This is a genomic window from Paludisphaera rhizosphaerae, assembly GCF_011065895.1.
Lineage (GTDB): Bacteria > Planctomycetota > Planctomycetia > Isosphaerales > Isosphaeraceae > Paludisphaera > Paludisphaera rhizosphaerae.
The window spans coordinates 17,430-31,857 of the sequence record NZ_JAALCR010000051.1 but is presented as its reverse complement, the minus strand read 5'-3'; the positions used below and the strand labels follow the sequence as shown (position 1 = coordinate 31,857).

Sequence of the window (14,428 nt, the reverse complement as noted above, 5' to 3'; positions counted from 1 at the left end):
GCCCGCAGGGCCGGGTGAGGGTCGTCGGACCTGTACGCATCGTTTGGCTCCAGGGTCCGCGAGCCCCACACACCCTCCGAAATCCCGCGACCCTCACCCGCCGCTGCGCGGCTGCCCTCTCCCGGCGGGAGAGGGGACGATTCGCAACAGTCCTGTCTCAGGTGATGTGAACCGTCCCGTACCTGTCGCTCAGTGCAGGATCTGGTAGTACCGCCCCAGGCCCGGCGAGGCGTTCGACATCGCCGACCACGTCCAACGGTCGTAGGCGTGGCCGTAGGCCTGCCCCTGGTACGTGAACGTATCCCACGAGGCGTACGGGACGTACGTCCGCGCCGGGTTCGGGAACTCGACGTAATAGCTGTAGGCGTGGATCGGTCCCACCTGCGAACCCGCCGGCGCTCCCCAGACGATCGGCGCGGACGACCCAATCACCGTCCCGCCGACGACCGTCGGGCCGACGATCACCCCACCCACGGACGTCGTAACCGGCGTCCCCACGGTCGTTGCGGCGGCGGCCGGCGCGACGGTCGTCGTCCCTGTCGTGACGGCCGGCGTCGACGTCACGACGCCCGCGCCGGTGACGACTCCCGAACCCCCGACTGCCGGCACTGAGACCGTCGGAGCCGGCGACGTACCCACCGCCTGGGCCGAGGCCTCACCAACGGCGCCCGCCAGACCCAGAACGCCCAGCGCGATCAACGCTTTCCTCGACATGGATGTCTCCTCTGCTGATGCTCGATCCTGCGAAGTGAACGACCCGTCTTACCCATGCAGTATAGACGCCGCAGGCTCCGCATATAACCAAGTTGTCGACGGGAGCGATCAGAAGGGAGCTGCGTGCAAGGTTCAGTCCATTTTCCAGAATCCGCCGGTGATCAGTTCGGCGAGGTTGTCGTCGGGGTCGCGGAAGTAGACGCTGATCGCGCCGGTGGGCCAGGTCACGACGCTCTCAACGGGGACGCCCTCGGATTCGAGGCGGGCGCGCCAGGGCTCGACGTCCTCGGCGGCGATCGCGAAGGCGAAGTGGTAGCCGCCCGGGGAGCCGCCGTGGGGAGGGATGACGCCCCCGCCGCCGGGGACGGCGAACGGCTCCGACGTTCCGCCGGCCTGGAAGAGGAGAAGCACGCTCCTTCCCGCCACGTTCAGGGCGATCAGCCGCTCCGACTCCAACAGCGTGGGGAAGCCGAACAGCCGGCGGTAGAAGTCCGCGGCGCGTTGCACGTCGGCCACGTAAAGGGCCGTCTCCAGAATGCCTTCGATCCGCATCACCTGATCGCTCCTTCCCGTCGATCGAAAAGTGGTTGGGAACCGGCCCGACCACATTACGGTCTTCGCGGGAAGATCCGTCGGCGCGCGCAAAAAAACGGCGGACGTTCGGGGGAACGGCCGCCGTTGAGGCGATTTGGCGATTCTTGGAAGGCGTCTCAGCCGCGAGGGTCGCTGCCGACGCCAAACTTGTGCACAGGGGCCTTTTTCTCGGTCTTGGCGTAATCGGCCCGGGCCTGGCCTTCGGCCTTGGCCTCTTCGATGTTGATGCTGATGGGCGTATCGTCGGTTCCGCCGCAGCCGGGCAGGGCCAGGATCGCCCCAGAGAACAGCAGGGCGGCGGCGGGGACCATCAGGATTCGGATCGTTCGCATGGCTGGGGCTCCTGGTTCAGGTGGATCAGTAGCTGTCCGAGCTGACGACTTCGCCGTTGGCTCGGGTGCCGAGGGCCCACCAGGTCTGCTGGGAGACCGAGTCCTTGACGAACCGGACGGAACCGTCGCCCATGAGGGTGTTGACGCCGCCGGAGTGGTTGCTCTGGGCGTCGATGGCCCAGGCCACGTCCAGGCCGCAGTTGGCACAGCCGAACTGGCACGTGCCGAACTTGTACTTGTTGTCGTTGGGGGTCTGGATCGTCGAGAACATCCCGTAGCCGCGGGCGCCGAAGCACCAGAGCTGACCCTTGTTGGTGGAGATGTTCGTATTGCTGTTGAACGCCGCGGCGCAGGCCTGGAGCCCCTGGTTGGTCAGGGTCGGGTTCGACGAGGCGTCGAACAAGGAACCAACGCCCGGATCGGTCACGCCGCGAGTGCTGTTGCCGCGGTAAGCGTTGCCCACGTTGGCCTTGCCGACCAGCGACTCGGAGTAGGCGATCGTGTTGGCCGTGCCGTCGGTGATCGAGCCGATGTCGTACGACAGGAAGAGCGTGAAGACGCCCGTGCTTCCGGTCCCCTTGCACGCCGGGTTCCAGCCGCCGCCGCAGCCGCTGTGCAGGGCGTTGGCCGTCGTCCCCACCGAGGCGAAGTAGTTGTTGATGTTCGGCTGGCCCACGTTGCCGTCGGACGGGCACAGGAAGATGGCGACCTTGCTGTTGGCCACCGTGCTATTGAAGTAATAGCAGAGGTCGCCGTAGGGGTCGACCGACCACTGGAAGTTGCACGAGCTGTACATCGCCTGCTGCTCCATGAACGGCAGCATCAGGGCCGTGGCGCTCCAGCCGGCCCAGCTCGCCATGGCGTCCGTGGGGCTGCTCTTGGGGCCGATCGTCTGCCCCATCGGGAAGCTGTTGTTGGCGCTGTGGTAGTTGTGCATCCCCAGGCCGATCTGCTTCAGATTATTGACGCACTGCGCCCGACGAGCCGCCTCACGAGCCGCCTGGACGGCCGGCAGCAGCAAGGCGATGAGGACCGCGATGATCGCGATCACCACCAGCAGCTCGATAAGTGTGAAACCGCGACGCTTCGTGGGAATCATGATTGCGAACTCCTTGGCTGACGGATGGATGGAAATGAGAGTGATCGACTCCGGCGGCCCGAGCGGTCTTACGGGACCATGCGTCAGGGCTCGCTCGACAGCGCGACGAACCATCGGCTTCCCATGGACGTGGGAAGTTCCGACTCAGTCACCAGGCTCGCTCGCGCAGGCGATACGATACGGGTGAGGAGTTAGATCAAGTCACAGATAGAACGCGATCGGCGTAGAAGGCCAGACGATTTGAGCGGCGCATGCGCCGACGCTGAAAACCGGCGTCGGTTTGATCCGATGAGCCAGCTGTCTCGATCGGGGCAGAACGTCTTCCTCTCGCCCTCGCACTTTGCTCGGCGGCTTCAAGTCGAAGCTCGCACGCTGGACGAACGTGACATGATTCCCATAACGGGACCATGCCACTCGCTTTGGTGGTGAGACGACTCCTTCACCCGGAAATCGACCGACTAACTTATATGGTCATCTCCATCGCACGACCTACTTATGTTATTCTGGTCCCCCGCCGCCGCATCGTCAATGAAGACGGACGGATTTACTTTAATTCCCTTTGCGGCCAGGCCCAGGTCCCTTGGAGTGGGTTGGCGACGCCTTGAGAGGGGTACGGCGGGGCTTTACGGCCGTGACGCGGGCTCGGAATCGCACGTCTGCGAGGCTCCGACGCGGTCGGAGACGCGAATAGAAGCAGCGGCTCGGATCGGTGACAATCGCCTTCGAGAGCGAGTCGTGCGACCGAAAATCGCGTAAGAATACGGCGATTGATCGCCTTTACGTGCGAGTTGAGGGATTGACGAAAGGGCCGGCTCCCTGGGCCTTGCGGCGGTACGCGCCGGGGGAGTCGCCGAACTCCTTCTTGAAGAGCACGCACATGTGCTCCTGGTGACGAAAACCGGCCAGGGAGCTGATCTTGGCCAGCGTGAAGTCGGTGTCGACCAGGAGTTGCTTGACTCGCTTCAGGCGGGCCTGGCGGATCAGGGCCTGGGGCGACTGGCCCAGGTATTTGCGAAACCGCCGCTCAAGGATGCTTCGGGAGATGGGGACGGCGTCGAGGATGTCCTCGACCTTCGCCCCGCGGCAGGCGTTCTCGCGGATGTAGCGGACCGCGGCGGCGATCTCGGGGTCGTCGATCGCCAGGACGTCGGTCGACTGGCGGGTGACGACCCCGATGGGTGCGACCTCCAGGCGCGACTCGAAATCCTGGCTGCCGGACATGAGGCGATTGAGGAGGTTGGCGGCCTCGTAGCCGACCATCTCCGCGTTGGGGACGACGCTGGACAAGGGGGGCTCGCAGAGTTCGCAAAGCTCCTCCTCGTCGTCCACCCCGACGACGGCGACCTCCTCAGGCACGGCCAGACCGAGTCGGGCGCAGGCGTCGAGCACGTGCTGCCCGCGATAGTCGTTGCAGGTCATGACCCCCACAGGTTTGGGGAGGGCGTTCAGCCAGGCCATGATCTGCTTCTGCTCATCTTCCCACGGATGCGCGTCGCGGCCGAACCAGGGAGACTCGTAGATCTGGCACTCCGAGCCGGCCTGCCGGACCGCCTCGATGAACCGGTCGCGACGCCGGCTGGACCAGGTCTCCTGGGAGAAGCCGCAGAAGCCGAAGTTCCGGAACCCTCGCTCGATGAGGTGCTCAGCGCCGAGCCTGGCGATGGCCGCGTCGTCCGACCAGACCTGGTGAGACGCCAGGGTTTCGTGGCGGTCGGTCAGGTCGATCAGCGGGATTCCCAGCCGGCGCGCGTCCTCGACCATCGCCGCGGTGGTGATCCGCGACATGATCCCGTCGCCGTCCCAGGTCTTGATCCAGGGGGGCGGCTCCCTGGACAGGTCGCGCTGCTCCAGGAAGATCGACCAGGAGTGATGAGAGTGCGCATACCTCCTGATCCCGCGAAGAATCCGACGGCCGTAGGACGAGGACGTCTCGATAATCAACGCGACGCGAGATCGTTTGGCCATGACGATTCAGGAGAGGAACTTGCGGCGACGGCCTCGATCGCGGCGAAATGCGTCGATCGTGAGACCAATCCCTATTTTGAGACGGGCCGTCCCCGCATGCAAGCGCCTGAATATTTCTAAATCAACCGCCCCTCCGCGCAGCCTCGAGGGAATAGGTCGGGTCGGCCTCATCCCATTTTACGTCGCCCGAGGGCCCGTAGATCGCCGGGACTGGTTCGTGGCCGGCCATTCGGAGCCAGGCCTGGACCTGGGTCCGGTGGTGGCAGGTGTGCAGAACGCGTCGCCAGAAGATCCAGGTCCGCTCTCGTGCCAGGCCGCCGAAGAAAGGGCGACTCTCCAACCACCAGCTCGACGTGGCCGCCGCCAACTGCGGCAGGCGTCGCTTCACAAGCCAGACGTACTTGTCGATGTACGCCTGCGCGGTGGGATTCTCGTCCGCTGGGAGGAGTTCCTCGACGTCTGGTTCTTCCGTTCCCACGAACTGGGCGAAGAAGCGACGCTCCGAGAGAAGCTGGTGGGCCAGGATCATGCGGATTGTGTTGGTCTTCGGGTGCGGCCTGAAATCGAGGAGGCCGTCCGGGACCGCTCGCCACATGCTGGCCGTCTTGTTGGCCTCGCTGACGTAGGTCGTCACGACATGCTGAAAGAGCAGCTCAGCCGCTGGCGGGATCTCGGAGTCGGGTATCGCGGTGAAATCGTAGTGCATGGGGGCTCCTCTCCGACTGCGTCGGCGGAGGAGTCACGTTGGGCCCCCGTCCGGTCCAGGCGCCTCCCGCTCCGCCAGTTGTCGTTCCAGTTCACGGATCCGATCTTGAAGACGCTCGACGACGGGCTGCACCTCCCGCATGAGGAACCGTTGGTGGATGTGCTGCGGGCAGTTCACGTCCCAGGCTTCCACCGTGAAGACGATCGCCCGCTCCACGACGCCGGAATAGCTTGGGTCGCGGAGGCGGTCCAGCAGCGCCTGGTCGTCCTCGACGACCCGCGCGGTCCCCCAAACCTTAACGCGTCGTCTCTCGACATAGTCCATCAAGAAAATGAACGCCCGGGGATTCTCCGCGAGGTTGCCCAACGTGATGTACTGTCGGTTGCCGCCGAAGTCGGCGAAGGCGAGCGTCTTCTCGTCCAGCACCTTCAGGAAGCCCGGCGGGCCGCCCCGGTACTGAATGTAGGGCTGTCCGTCGGCGGAGGCGGTGCCCAGGTAGAACATGTCGAGCCCGGCGAGGAACCCCTCCAATCCTTCGGAGATGGTCGTCTCCCAGCCCTTGTTCTGCTCCATCCGGGCGTAGCCCCGCCGCGAGCCCTTCCGCTCCTGGATCGCCTTCACCGCCGGGGTGAAGGCGACGTCGCTGGGATAGTCTCGCATGCTTAGATACCTCGATCTTGCGCATCCGATACGTACCGGCCGAGGAAGTCGCGCATCAAAGCGGCGATCTCATCGCCGACCGATTCCAGGGCGAAGTGCCCCGCGTCGAGAAGGTGGTATTCCAGCGTCTTGAGGTCCCGTTTGTACGGTTCGGCGCCGGCGGGCGGGAAGATCTGGTCGTTCTTCCCCCAGGCGATCAGCATCGGCGGTTGGTGCGTCCGGAAATACTCCTGCCAGCCCGGATAGAGGGGCGGGTTGCTGCCGTAGCTGAGGAACATGTCGAGCTGGATCTCGTCGTTCCCCGGTCGGTCGAGCAGAAACTGGTCATGCGCCGCGCCGTCGGGTGCGACCCGTTCAGGGTTGGGCACGCCGTGCGTGTACTGCCACTTCGTGGCGTCGTAGGTGAGGAGGCCGCGGAGGGCCTCTCGCTTCTCCTGGCTGCTCGGGTCAGCCCAGTACGCCTTGATCGACTTCCAGAAGTCGTTGTCGAGGCCCTCGTCATAGGCGTTGCCGTTCTGAACCACGATGGCCGTCACCCGCTCCGGATGCCGCGAGGCGAGCCGATAACCGATCGGAGCGCCGTAGTCCTGCACGTAAAGAGCGTACTTCGTCAGGCCGACCTGTTCGGTGAAGGCGTCGATCACCTCCGCCAGATTGTCGAAAGTGTAGGCGAACGCGTCGTGCGAGGGCATCGAGCTGTACCCGTAGCCGGGATAGTCCGGGGCGATGACGCGATACTCTTCCGCCAGGGCGGGGATGAGGTTGCGGAACATCTGCGAGCTGGTGGGGAACCCGTGCAGCAGCAAGACCGCCGGGGCGTCCCGGGGGCCGGCCTCCCGGTAGAACACGTCGAGATCGCCGACCTTCACCGTCCCGTGCTTCGTCTTCGTCGAGTCGCTCATGGGAAGTCCTTACGTGTTGGGTTCCACGCGGGCGGGTCCGTATGTTGCGGCCCGCACTCGCCGAGGCGGGCCGCATGAATCGTCGACGCTCAAGCTGGGAGGGCCGGGGCTTTGGGGAAGTCGATGGTCGTGCCGGCGACGTTGTTGAAGTAGTTGGTGAAGACGTTCAGCGCGACGTGGGCCACGATCTCGGCGATCTCCGCGTCGCCGTAGCCAGCGTCCCGAACGGCGGCGACGTCCGCGTCGTCGACGACGCCCCGCTTCGCCACGATCGTTCGGGCGAACTTCAGCAAGGCGTCGACCTTCGGATCGGCGGACTCGCCGCGACGGCTCTCGAGGACGTCATCCTCGGTCAAACCGGCCTTCTTGCCAAGCAGCGAATGGGCCGAGAGGCAGTAATCGCAGTGGTTCGCCTCTCCCACGCCCAGCGCGAGCCGCTCGCGGACCCTGGGCGGCAGGACGCCGTGGCCGAGGGCGCCGCTGAATCCCAGGTAAGCCTCCAGGACCGACGGCGAAACGGCCATCGCGCGGGTCATGTTCGGGACGAGACCCAGCTTCGCCTTCACGGCGTCCAGCAGGTCCTTCGCCTTGCCTTCAACAGCCTGGGGGTCGACCGGGGTGATGCGTTCCATCTTCGGGCTCCTTGGATTCGCCGGGCGAGGCCGCCAAACCAGCGGCCTTCACTCGAACAATACAGACAGGTCTGTTCGCATTCTTCGCAAAAAAAGAGAAGGGTCACGTCCCCTGCTCAGCCAGGAGTTTCAGGGCGGCGTCGCGAGCCACGAAGGCCGCGTTCGGCCGTCCTTCAATCGCGGCCGTCACGATGGCGCCTTCCACCAGCAGGCCGATGGCGGGGGCGAGCTTCGCTCCCTCCGGGCCGACCGATTGCTCGATAAGGCCGCGGAGGAACTCGCCGAAACGCCGCTTGTAGCCGCGGGCGTACTGGGCGCCGGGATGCTCCGGATTCGCCAGTTCGATGGCGGCGTTCTGGAAGGCGCAGCCGCGGTATCCGGGCGACTCGATCCACTCGCCGAGGGCGGCGAAGAACGCCTGCAACGGCGTCTTCGTCTTGCGATTTCGACTGTGGCGCTCCATCGCCTCGCGGAAGAACTCCGTGACGCACGCTTCCCGATGCTCCAGCACGGCCAGGATCAGGTCGTCCTTGGACGGGAAGTGGGCGTACAGGGTCGCCTTCGCCACGCCAGCCTCGGCGATGACCCGATCGATCCCGACGGCCCGAACGCCCTCCTCGTAGAAGAGCCGATCGGCCGTCTCGACGATGCGTCGCCGCGCCTCGGATGTGGTGGTCTTCGTGCGTCCCATGGCAGGATAATACAGACAGGTCTGTTCAATGTCAAGCGGTTTCCTCCGATGAACGCCCCTCGACGGCGACCTGAGGTCTCGCCGGAGTGTTCCCGCGGGCCCTTGCGGGGCGTTAGAATCGCAACGCCTGCGGTCTCGGCCGCCTGGGGAGACGACCGGAACGACAGCGAGGTGGGAATGTCCTGGATGAATCGGCGCCTGGCGCCGTCGATCTTGTTTCTCGGGTGGTTCATGACGACGACCAATGCCCCGGCGGCGGAGCCGATCCGCTTCGCCGTTCGTTTCCCTGCGCCTCAGACGCACTACGTGCAGGTCGAGGCCCGGTTCCCGACCGCCGGCAAGGCCGAGATCGAGCTGATGATGCCGGTCTGGACGCCGGGCTCGTACCTCGTCCGCGAGTACGCCGGCAAGGTGGAGGACTTCGTCGCCAAGAAGCCGGACGGGACGCCGCTGGAGACGGTCAAGAGCCGCAAGAACCGCTGGAAGATCATGACCGGCGGCGCGGCCGAGGTCGTGGCGACGTACAAGATCTACGGCCGGACGATGGCCGTCCAGTCGAACTGGATCGACTCGTCCTTCGCCATGCTCCAGGGCGCCGCCACGTTCATGACCCTGGCCGACGGCGTGGCCCGGCCGCACGAGGTCGTCGTCGACCCCGCCGCCGGCTGGAAGTGCAGCATCAGCGGCCTGCCGAGCGGCCCCGGCGGCAAGCCCAACCATTACGTCGCCGCCGACTATGACACGCTCGTCGACAGCCCGATCTACGCCGGCAGCGCGGCGGTCTACGAGTTCTCCGTGGACGGCGTGCCGCACGTGCTGGTCAACGAGGGCGAAGGGGGCCTGTGGGACGGGCCGAGATCCGCGAAGGACGTGGAGGCGATCGTCCGCGCGGAGAAGGCGTTCTGGGGCGTGATCCCCTATGACCGCTACGTCTTCTTCAACATCCTGGGCGAGGCCGGCGGCGGCCTGGAGCACAAGAATTCGACCGTGCTGATGGCCAGCCGGTGGGCGACCCGCACCCGGCCCAGCTATCTCGCCTGGCTGAACCTCGTCGCCCACGAGTTCTTCCACACCTGGAACGTCAAGCGGCTGCGGCCGGTCGAGCTAGGCCCGTTCGACTACGAGAACGAGGTCCACACCCCGAGCCTGTGGGTCGCCGAGGGGATCACCAGCTATTACGACCGCCTCATCGTCCGCCGCGCCGGGCTCTGCACGACGGCCGAGTATCTGGCCGGCGACCCGCCTTCCGCTGGCGAGGATCGCACGATCAACGACGTGGAGCGGTTGCAGACGACCCCCGGCCGACTGGTCCAGCCGCTGGAGGAATCGTCTTACGACGCCTGGATCAAGTTCTACCGCCGCGACGAGAACACGGCCAACACCCAGATCAGCTATTACGTCAAGGGGGCCGTCGTCGCCTTCCTCCTCGACGGCAAGATCCGCAGAGCCACCAACGGCGCGAAGTCGCTCGACGACGTGATGCGCCTGGCCTACTCCCGCTACTCCGGCGAGCGCGGATACACGCCCGAGGAGTTCCAGAAGACGGCCGCCGAGGTCGCCGGCGTGGATCTCTCGGACTTCTTCCGCCGCGCCCTTCGGTCGACCGACGAACTTGACTACGCCGAAGCTTGCTCCTGGCTGGGGCTGCGGTTCTCCAAGGACCGCCCCGCCAAGAACGACAAGGATAAGAAGGATGACGACAAAGGCGCCAAGGCATGGCTAGGCCTGACGACCAAGAACGAGGAAGGCCGGCTGATGGTCAGCCAGATCAAGCGCGACACGCCCGGCTTCGAAGCCGGATTCAACGTCGGCGACGAGATCCTGGGCATCGGCGAGGACCGCATCCCCGCCGGCCAATGGAACAAGCGGATCGAAACCTTCAAGCCCGGCGACAAGGTCTCGGTCCTGATCGCCCGCCGCGACCGCTTCCAGCGCCTGGAAGTCGCCTTCGGCCAGGAGCCCCCCCGCGACTGGACCCTGGAACTCCTCCCCGACGCCGACGACGCCCAGAAAGCCCACCGCAAGTCGTGGCTGGGCGAGTGAGGCGTTTATCGAGATCCGAGCCCGGCCCCTACCTCTCCCACCAGGCTGACGACCCGCCACTTCTTCAGGAGTGGCGACCATAACGGCCTTCCCCCCTCGCGGGGGAAGGTGGCCCGCAGGGCCGGATGAGGGGGGATCGGCGACGCCTTGAAAGCGACCCCCCGGATTCACGAACAACGCCGGTCGTTCCCCCTCATCTGACCGCTGGCGGCAATACTGTTCGGCACGGGAATTGAGCTTCAGAAGAAGCGATGGAAACCTCCCTTCTCCCCTGGTGGGAGAAGGTGGCCGAAGGCCGGATGAGGGGGCTCCCAACGTCCGCCGACGGTTATGACCCCCCTCATCCGCCCCTACGGGGCACCTTCTCCCACCAGGGGAGAAGGGAGGCAATCGCCTCCGATGGCTTATATGCAAGTCGTGCCGAACAGTATTGCCGCTGGCGGTCTGTCTTCCAGGGGGAAAGACGTTGATTCGAGACCGCCGAGATAGCGTCGGATAATCACCCCCCCGGAAAGTCGAACGCGCGATCATCTCCATCCCGCTCCTATCCGGCGAGCAGGGCCTCCAGCTCGGCCTTGAGAAGGGCTCCCGTCTCGGGCCGGGCCATCGCGACGAAGGCGATCTTGCCGCGGAGCCAGGCGAGGAAGTCGGGGCGGCCCTCGCGGTTCTGGGCTTCGAGCCCTTCGGTCCGGGCGCGGTGGAGGATCGCCCGGAGCCGGCGGACTTCCTCGCGGCGGACGCCCGGGCGATCGTTGACCACCAGGCCGGTGACCGTCTGGGCGGTCCCCTGGCGGAGGATCCGGCTCTTGGCCTCGTTGACCGCGAAACCCTCCTCGGCGGCGAAATGCCGGACCCGGGCCATCAGATAGCCGACGCGGCCCTCGAACGCCTCGTCGCCCGAGAAGGTCAGGTCGTCGGCGTAGCGAGTGTAGGCCAGCCCCAGCCGCGTGCTGAGGCCACTGAGCCGGCGGTCCAACCGACGAGCGACCTGGTTCGAGAGGGCCGGGCTGGTGGAGGCCCCCTGGGGGAGCCCGCGAGGTCCGGTGGCGACGTGGTAGGCGACGCCGTCGTACACGACCGACCGGCGGGGGGACTCGGTGCAGAGCAGGCCGAGGATGGTGGCCGCGGCCGGCGAGTAGCCCAGCCGTTGGAAGACCGACCGGACGCGGGCGAAGCCGATGCTCGGGAAGAAGCCCTCCAGGTCCATGTTCACCACGATCCGCTTGCCGCAGTGGGGCGAGGCGTTGGTGAGGATGCTCCGGCCGGTCACGAACCCGTGGGCCGGGGGCTCGACCGGCAGCCTGGCGAGGATCTCGCGGAAGATCCAGTCCTGGGCCTCGGCCAGGCTCCGGTGCGGGGCGCTGAGGGTTCTGGTTCCGCCCGACTTCTTGGGGACGGTGAACTGAACGTAATGGACGCGTGTGGCCGCCTCGTTGTGGAAGGCGAGCCACCTCAGCCTGGGGACCGAGACGCCGAGTGCCGCGGCCAGCTCGGTCGGCGTGGCGATGACGGGGAGGTCGGCCGCTTCGAGCTTCGAGGCGTCGCACGTCCGGTCGCCCAGCCGGCCGCTGACGCCCCGGCCGAGGAAGACGATGTCCGTCGCCCTGCGGTAGGCGATCCCCTCGGCCCGGAGCCGCTTGCGCTCGATCGCTTCGGCCTTCTTCTGGGCCTTGAGCCGGGCGCGGGCCTCGCGATCAGCCTCGACGGCCGCCTCCCCCGCCTTGGCCGCCTTGTGCTCAACGGCCGCCATCGTCGGCCTCAGCTCGTCCATCCGCGCGCCGACGGCGTGGATCTCGTGCAGTTGCTCGGGCGAGAGCAGGCCGTGCGTGACCATCGCGCGGTCGATCAGCTTGGTACGGAGGTCGTCGGCCGGCGGGATGATGCTGCGGTTGCCGAACGCAAAGTTGTTGAAGAGGTTCTTCCCCTTCGCCTCGCGCTTGATCTCCTCGCGGGAGATCGGCAGATAGGCGCCGGCGTCGAGCGGGTCGACCGCCTTGCCGGCAAGCTTGGGCTGGCCGTCCTTGTGCGTTCCCGCGTCAGCCGCGAAGTCGGGGTCGGCCGACGCCTCGGGGATGGTCAGCCTGGGCGCCTCGGCCGTCGTGGGGCGTTCGGCGAGGGATGGTGGAACAGCCGGCGAGAACGTCGGGGGCGGCTCGGCGGGGCGGAAACTGCGTTCGCCGAAGATGAACTGCAGGAAGCGTTGCCAGATGCTCATGAGTTGCGGCCGTCCGTCCTGTCGGGAGGGATTGAGCGAGGCGGCGTTCGTCGTTTACGAGAAGAGCGCCGCGAACCAGTCTTCGAGCGACGGCGGGCCGGTCCTGGCGTCGGCGGCGTCGCGGAGGGCCTGCAGGTGGCGGCAGGGGCCGCGTCGCAGCCCGCCGGTAAAATGGTGCGAGCATGTGCATTTGCCACGCAGCATCCGGCCGTCGGCGTCGAGGAGGACCGTCACCGGATGCTCCGGGACGAGACCTTCGAGAATCCTGAGGCCGTCCGGCCGCCGCTCGTCGCGGGTGACGTGGGCCCGGCCGCGGGCGATCAACTCTTTCGCCGCGGCCGTCTCCGGGTCGCCGGGGCCGAGGTCGTCGGGTGCGACGACGAACGGCATGATCTGCCGCCATCGGTAGACCCCGGCGTGCAGGTCCTTGATGAGCTGCCCCTTCAAGGCGAGCCGGTTGAGCCCCGCCGCCGCATACGCCGGGGCCGCCCCCGTCCTCGCCCGGACCTCGTCGAACGTCAGGGTGGGACGCTCGCGGAAGGCCTCGGCGACGTCGCCGAGCAGGCTGGCGCTCGGCTCGGCGGGGGGCGCGATCTGGTCGAGGGCCGACGTCCCTCTCCAGTCGTTGGCCGTCCAGCCTGAGAGGCCCAGCAGGAGCCGCATCTCCCCCATCCGGACCGACCAGAAGCTCGGCAGGCCCGAGCCCAGCAGGTAGACCTCGGCCTCGTCCAGCAGCGGCAGCAGCCGGGCCAGGAGTTGCAGCCGGTCCCGGCCCCAGACGCGGATCGTCTCCGACCGAGGGCCGTCGTAGGGCGAGGAATGGAGGACGATCCGGCGCTCCCAGGGCTCCAGCACGATCGCCACCGGTCGACCCGGCTGAAGTTCGAACCGGACGGCCCTCGGGCTCTTCGCGGCGCGGTGGCGGCGCAGGAAGGCGAGGACGCTGTACAGGCCCTCGCGGCTGATGGGGACCTTCCGCATCGGCAGGCTCATCGCCGACTGGATCTGCATGAAGCCGCGGAGCCAGCTCGAAGGGAGGTCGATCTTCTCCTCGCGGTGCCCGCCCGTCTCGCCGATCGTGACCTCGAATCCGCCGGGGTCGACGACGAACCGCGTTTCGCGGTAGCTCCGCAGGGTCTGGAAGTGCTCGTAGAGCGACCACGAATAGTCGACGTTCGTCGTGCCGAGCGCCGTGTCGCGTTCGCCGGTGAAGGCGTCGCGATCGACGGTCAGGCAGCCGTAACTGCTCTCGTCGGCGCTGAAGCACTCGAAGAAGACGACGTCGGGGGCGACGGTGATGACCGGGTCGCACGGGACCAGCAGCCGCCACAACTCGGGGTCGTGCTTGCTGAGGTAGTTCGAGTACTTGAGCCGGGCGCCCCAGTAGACCGATCGCAACGTCTTGAACCGAGCCTCCAGGCTGCGGATCTCGGCCGGGTCGACGTGGAGCGTCTCCTTCAGGGTTAGGGCGCGGGCGTGCGACGCGGCCCCGCGTCGGATCGCGGCCTCGCGCTCGCGCTGCTGGGCAAGATACGCCTCGTGCGCCGAGCGGTCTTTCGGCTTGTAGCGCAGGTCGCTGACGACGACGTCGTGCAGGGCCCCCATCGCCTCGCGGAACCGGAGCGGGTGCCGGAGGGCCGCGTCGAACGCGACGCGGTCGCGTCGGAGGTTCGGCGCCAGGGCGATCGTCGCGCCCCCGGGCCCCGAGACGATACCGCTCCGACCGCCGTATTCCAGGGTGACGTCCATCGTCTCGCTCCGCCGGGTGAATGCGTCGAGCCCGGGGGCGTCCGGGCCGCTCCGACTTCGAGGCGACGACCGAGGGCGTTCACCGAGGCCCGGTGGAGAGCTCTCCCGCCGGGGACATCGGTCGAC

At 66.9% G+C, this 14,428-nt stretch carries 13 protein-coding genes; 1 reads left to right on the top strand and 12 read right to left on the bottom strand.

The features are described 5' to 3' along the window. Positions 1-189: 189 nt before the first annotated feature. From G5C50_RS30675 to G5C50_RS30630, 10 genes are all read right to left on the bottom strand, one after another. The gene (locus tag G5C50_RS30675; RefSeq protein ID WP_165075542.1) at positions 190-714 is read right to left on the bottom strand and encodes a hypothetical protein; all 525 of its coding nucleotides are present in this window, start codon (positions 712-714) and stop codon (positions 190-192) included. Positions 715-846: 132 nt separating this feature from the next. Next, a complete protein-coding gene (locus tag G5C50_RS30670) occupies positions 847-1,266 on the bottom strand; it encodes a VOC family protein (RefSeq protein WP_165075540.1) in 420 nt (139 codons plus the stop codon). Between the two features lie 158 nt (positions 1,267-1,424). Then, positions 1,425-1,640 (bottom strand): hypothetical protein, encoded by a 216-nt coding sequence (locus G5C50_RS30665; RefSeq protein WP_165075538.1) that lies wholly within the window; start codon positions 1,638-1,640, stop codon positions 1,425-1,427. Positions 1,641-1,665: 25 nt separating this feature from the next. Then, positions 1,666-2,739, bottom strand: a complete 1,074-nt coding sequence (locus tag G5C50_RS30660; protein ID WP_165075535.1) for a DUF1559 domain-containing protein — start codon at positions 2,737-2,739, stop codon at positions 1,666-1,668. 777 nt (positions 2,740-3,516) lie between these two features. Beyond that, positions 3,517-4,704 carry a XylR family transcriptional regulator gene (locus G5C50_RS30655; RefSeq protein WP_206107927.1) on the bottom strand — a complete coding sequence of 396 codons (1,188 nt, stop codon included), beginning with the start codon at positions 4,702-4,704 and terminating at the stop codon, positions 3,517-3,519. A 121-nt stretch (positions 4,705-4,825) separates the two neighbouring features. After that, entirely contained in the window at positions 4,826-5,410 is a 585-nt protein-coding gene (locus tag G5C50_RS30650; RefSeq protein ID WP_165075533.1) for a DinB family protein, read from the bottom strand. 33 nt (positions 5,411-5,443) lie between these two features. Next, positions 5,444-6,070: a pyridoxamine 5'-phosphate oxidase family protein gene (locus tag G5C50_RS30645; RefSeq protein WP_165075530.1), complete on the bottom strand. Its 627-nt coding sequence runs from the start codon at positions 6,068-6,070 to the stop codon at positions 5,444-5,446. A 2-nt stretch (positions 6,071-6,072) separates the two neighbouring features. Continuing rightward, complete coding sequence (locus G5C50_RS30640; RefSeq protein ID WP_165075527.1) at positions 6,073-6,972, bottom strand: alpha/beta fold hydrolase; 900 nt, start codon at positions 6,970-6,972, stop codon at positions 6,073-6,075. An 89-nt stretch (positions 6,973-7,061) separates the two neighbouring features. Further along, complete coding sequence (locus G5C50_RS30635; protein ID WP_165075524.1) at positions 7,062-7,604, bottom strand: carboxymuconolactone decarboxylase family protein; 543 nt, start codon at positions 7,602-7,604, stop codon at positions 7,062-7,064. A gap of 103 nt (positions 7,605-7,707) precedes the next feature. Continuing rightward, positions 7,708-8,295: a TetR/AcrR family transcriptional regulator gene (locus G5C50_RS30630; RefSeq protein ID WP_165075522.1), complete on the bottom strand. Its 588-nt coding sequence runs from the start codon at positions 8,293-8,295 to the stop codon at positions 7,708-7,710. Between the two features lie 186 nt (positions 8,296-8,481). Here G5C50_RS30630 and G5C50_RS30625 point away from each other — a divergent pair, with 186 nt between their 5' ends. Next, complete coding sequence (locus G5C50_RS30625; RefSeq protein ID WP_165075519.1) at positions 8,482-10,338, top strand: M61 family metallopeptidase; 1,857 nt, start codon at positions 8,482-8,484, stop codon at positions 10,336-10,338. A gap of 544 nt (positions 10,339-10,882) precedes the next feature. Here G5C50_RS30625 and G5C50_RS30620 read toward each other — a convergent pair. Both G5C50_RS30620 and G5C50_RS30615 read right to left on the bottom strand, forming a co-directional pair. After that, the gene (locus G5C50_RS30620) at positions 10,883-12,553 is read right to left on the bottom strand and encodes a reverse transcriptase family protein (RefSeq protein ID WP_165075516.1); all 1,671 of its coding nucleotides are present in this window, start codon (positions 12,551-12,553) and stop codon (positions 10,883-10,885) included. 54 nt (positions 12,554-12,607) lie between these two features. Next, positions 12,608-14,302, bottom strand: coding sequence for a hypothetical protein (locus G5C50_RS30615; RefSeq protein ID WP_165075513.1), 1,695 nt, complete (start codon positions 14,300-14,302; stop codon positions 12,608-12,610). Between the last annotated feature and the right edge of the window lie 126 nt (positions 14,303-14,428).

What these genes read in the sequence shown, in the direction of transcription:
- G5C50_RS30675 (WP_165075542.1), bottom strand. Translation starts at nt 714, where the DNA reads ATGTCGAGGAAAGCGTTGATCGCGCTGGGCGTTCTGGGTCTGGCGGGC.
- G5C50_RS30670 (WP_165075540.1), bottom strand. Translation starts at nt 1,266, where the DNA reads ATGCGGATCGAAGGCATTCTGGAGACGGCCCTTTACGTGGCCGACGTG.
- G5C50_RS30665 (WP_165075538.1), bottom strand. Translation starts at nt 1,640, where the DNA reads ATGCGAACGATCCGAATCCTGATGGTCCCCGCCGCCGCCCTGCTGTTC.
- G5C50_RS30660 (WP_165075535.1), bottom strand. Translation starts at nt 2,739, where the DNA reads ATGATTCCCACGAAGCGTCGCGGTTTCACACTTATCGAGCTGCTGGTG.
- G5C50_RS30655 (WP_206107927.1), bottom strand. Translation starts at nt 4,704, where the DNA reads ATGGCCAAACGATCTCGCGTCGCGTTGATTATCGAGACGTCCTCGTCC.
- G5C50_RS30650 (WP_165075533.1), bottom strand. Translation starts at nt 5,410, where the DNA reads ATGCACTACGATTTCACCGCGATACCCGACTCCGAGATCCCGCCAGCG.
- G5C50_RS30645 (WP_165075530.1), bottom strand. Translation starts at nt 6,070, where the DNA reads ATGCGAGACTATCCCAGCGACGTCGCCTTCACCCCGGCGGTGAAGGCG.
- G5C50_RS30640 (WP_165075527.1), bottom strand. Translation starts at nt 6,972, where the DNA reads ATGAGCGACTCGACGAAGACGAAGCACGGGACGGTGAAGGTCGGCGAT.
- G5C50_RS30635 (WP_165075524.1), bottom strand. Translation starts at nt 7,604, where the DNA reads ATGGAACGCATCACCCCGGTCGACCCCCAGGCTGTTGAAGGCAAGGCG.
- G5C50_RS30630 (WP_165075522.1), bottom strand. Translation starts at nt 8,295, where the DNA reads ATGGGACGCACGAAGACCACCACATCCGAGGCGCGGCGACGCATCGTC.
- G5C50_RS30625 (WP_165075519.1), top strand. Translation starts at nt 8,482, where the DNA reads ATGAATCGGCGCCTGGCGCCGTCGATCTTGTTTCTCGGGTGGTTCATG.
- G5C50_RS30620 (WP_165075516.1), bottom strand. Translation starts at nt 12,553, where the DNA reads ATGAGCATCTGGCAACGCTTCCTGCAGTTCATCTTCGGCGAACGCAGT.
- G5C50_RS30615 (WP_165075513.1), bottom strand. Translation starts at nt 14,302, where the DNA reads ATGGACGTCACCCTGGAATACGGCGGTCGGAGCGGTATCGTCTCGGGG.